The following is a 2,726-nucleotide window of genomic DNA, read 5'->3' as shown; positions in this document are numbered from 1 at the left end:
CTTCGGTACGGCGGGCCGGTGAGCGCCCGCAGCCTCGACCGTAGAGGCGCCCGCGCAGGGGCGGGAGAGGACGGTTCATCCATGGATCGGCGGTCTCTGCCACGTCGACGGACACGATGGCTGCTGTTCCAGCGTGGTGATCCGCCGCTGGAGTTGATCACCATCGGCCGACGCTCCGAGCCCGGAATCCGCCCAGCTCCAAGCGGACGAACGCACCGCGCTCATCGGCTGGCTGGACCTGGAGCGGCAGATCCTGCGCTGGAAATGTGAGGGGCTGAGCCACGAGGACGCGCACCGTTCGGTCATCCCGACCTCACCAGCCATGAGGACGCCGACTGGCACACCGACGGCCACCCCCTCACCGAGCTCCTCGCGGAATACGAGGCTCAGTGCACCCGCAGCAATGAGATCGTCGCCGCGGCCTCCCTGGACGGGGCTATTACTAGTGCGGGCGGCTCCCGCGTAGCGGGCCTGGAGGATGTTGCGGCATCCGATGGGCGCGCCCATCTACGAGCGGGCCGCGTTCGAGGCGATCGTGTCCTGTACGCCGCAGCGCGATCCTGGGCAGGCCGGCCGGCATGCAACTGCTCGCCCGCGACACGACGGTGACCTACTGCCACTCCCGCACCCAGGACCTGTCCGCGGCTGATTCGGGGCGGCCGCGGAGCGGGCCTCGCTGATCCTCCGGTGCCGGGCGGCGTCGGTCCGATGACGATCGCCACGCTGCTGGAGCAGACAGTGGCCGCTGCCGCCCGGCAACTCGGGGCGTGATCAGCGCATCCAGGCCTTGTATTCCATGACGTCGCCCGCTTTGAGGCCCCACTCGGGTTCGCCGACCGTGGCCGTGCTCTCCAGGCCGAGGACGGCACCGGTGTCCGGGTCCATGATCAGCATCCGGCGGGCGGCCTCGCCGTCGTACACGTACGCCTGGCCGCGCCGGCCGAGGCGGTCGGTCACCTGACCCACGGGCCGCAGCCCCTCGGCGTCCGCCAGGAGCCGGGCGAGCGCCGCCGTCTCGCGGGCGCCGAGGGTCCAGTGGTCGAGCAACACGCCTACGGCGTCGAGGAGTTGGGGCGTGGTCAGCGAGGTGTCGAGGTACGAGGCCTCCCGCAGATAGTCCCGCAGCCGTGTGACGTCGTACGGCGGCGGCGACTCGGGCGGGGCGTCGCTCCAACTCGGCCCGAACGTCTGCTTGCTGATGACGTGGCCGTCCTCGACGAGGCGCGGCTCGCCGTCCTCGTCGGAGAGCACCGGACGCCCTGGGTGCCGCGGGTCGGTCGCCACGACGAGCTCGGTGTGGCTGTCGTCCGCCTTCCAGCGCACGATGCGTTCCTCGGCGAACGTGACCGGGGGCTTGTCCTCCGACATTCCCATGCTCCACGACAGCACGTGCGTGCCCTTGCGCAGACCGGGCGCACCGTCGGCCGCGGCCTGCTCGGCACGCTCGGCCAGCCGGTCCAGGGGTACGGGGGTGGAGTCGGCCTGGACGACCAGCGGACGGGGTGCGGCGACAGCGGGGGTGGTATTCGGGCCGCTGAGCACGAGTGTCAGCGTGAGGGCGGCGACGACGGCCGTGGCCATGAGCCCCCAGGCCAGGCGGGCGCGGCTGCCGCCGGGGAGCCGGTCGGGCAGCAGCCGGATACGGCGGCGGCCGGGGGCCGACTCGCGCGGCAGCCGGAAACCGGGCCGGCCGGCGGTCCGGTCGTGCAGCAGCCGCTCGAGCCGGCGCTCGGCGTTGTGGTCCAGGGGGCCGTCGCCGAAGTGGGGACCGTCGGGCGGTACCGGGTTGGCACGGCGCAGGAGTTCGAGTTCGTCAGCCAAGGCCGTGCTCCTTCGAGGCGGTCGCGTCGGCGGCGGGTACAGGGCGCGGAGATCGAAGAAGGTCAGCCATCGCCGGTCCCCTTCGAAAGACACACGTCAGCGCAGGTGCAAGGCGCCGACATCGAAGAACGTCAGCCATCGCCGCTCCCCTTGAAGGGATACGCCTCGGCGGCGAAGGCGGGGCACGTACGGTCGATCTCGTCTCTCAGTCGGCGGCGGGCCCGGTGCAGCCGCATCGAGGCGGCCCGTCTGCCGCAGCCGAGGGCGACGGCGACCTCGTCGATGCCGAGTTCCTCCCAGGCCGTCAGGCGCAGTACCTCCTGGTCGGACGGGGAGAGCCGGGCGAGCGCCTCGTGCACCCAGCCGCCCGGCGTCTCGGCGTCGGGGCCTGCCGCGATGTGCCGTCCGTGCGCGGCGTCGTCGTTGCCGAGCCGGTCGACAAGCCGACGGCGGCGCCCCTGGCCGCGTACCGCGTTGGCGAGGCAGTTGCGTGCCACGCCGTACAGCCAGGGCAGCGGGGCCGCCGGAAGGTCGGCCCGGCGGCGCCAGGCGACCGTGAACACCTCCGCCACCACTTCCTCCACCTCGCTCGTACGCCCGTCCAGCCGCCGCGCGACATAGCGGCTGACCGCCCAGTAGTGCTCGCGGTAGGCAGCGGCGAAGATCTCGTCGTTGCTCATGTTCCGTTCGTGTCCGGCACCTTCGCGATCGTCACACCTGTCTTTCGTGACGCTCGTCGCTCCCGTCGAGTGTGACTTCCGGGCGGGGCGCGGACACAGGCGGGGCATGAGGCACCTCAAGTGGCTGACGACCACTGATCACAAGACGATCGGCACGCTGTATCTGGTCACGTCGTTCGCGTTCTTCTGCATCGGTGGCGTGATGGCGCTGTTCATGCGCGCCGA

Annotated in this window: 2 protein-coding genes and 2 pseudogenes; 2 read left to right on the top strand and 2 right to left on the bottom strand. The window is 71.6% G+C overall.

Annotated elements, in window-relative coordinates; all coding sequences use genetic code 11:
* Positions 1 to 223 precede the first annotated feature (223 nt).
* A pseudogene (locus AB0I77_RS53305) lies at positions 224 to 432 on the top strand (mini-circle protein); the annotation flags it as partial.
* Between the two features lie 95 nt (positions 433 to 527).
* Positions 528 to 771: pseudogene (locus tag AB0I77_RS53300) on the top strand (bifunctional 5,10-methylene-tetrahydrofolate dehydrogenase/5,10-methylene-tetrahydrofolate cyclohydrolase); the annotation flags it as partial.
* Here AB0I77_RS53300 and AB0I77_RS53295 read toward each other — a convergent pair.
* Together AB0I77_RS53295 and AB0I77_RS53290 are read right to left on the bottom strand one after the other, a co-directional pair.
* Positions 772 to 1,821, bottom strand: coding sequence for a CU044_5270 family protein (locus AB0I77_RS53295; RefSeq protein WP_363290289.1), 1,050 nt, complete (start codon positions 1,819 to 1,821; stop codon positions 772 to 774). It abuts the pseudogene before it with no gap.
* A 131-nt stretch (positions 1,822 to 1,952) separates the two neighbouring features.
* Positions 1,953 to 2,501, bottom strand: coding sequence for a sigma-70 family RNA polymerase sigma factor (locus AB0I77_RS53290; protein ID WP_363290288.1), 549 nt, complete (start codon positions 2,499 to 2,501; stop codon positions 1,953 to 1,955).
* Between the last annotated feature and the right edge of the window lie 225 nt (positions 2,502 to 2,726).

Source organism: Streptomyces sp. NPDC050619 (genome assembly GCF_040654815.1).
Classification (GTDB): Bacteria; Actinomycetota; Actinomycetes; order Streptomycetales; family Streptomycetaceae; genus Streptomyces.
Note: the sequence above shows the minus strand (reverse complement) of the source record. Positions and strands in the feature narration are given on the sequence as shown.

Excerpts from the sequence above, each read along its gene's own strand:
- AB0I77_RS53290 (WP_363290288.1), bottom strand. The coding sequence starts at position 2,501 with ATGAGCAACGACGAGATCTTCGCCGCTGCCTACCGCGAGCACTACTGG.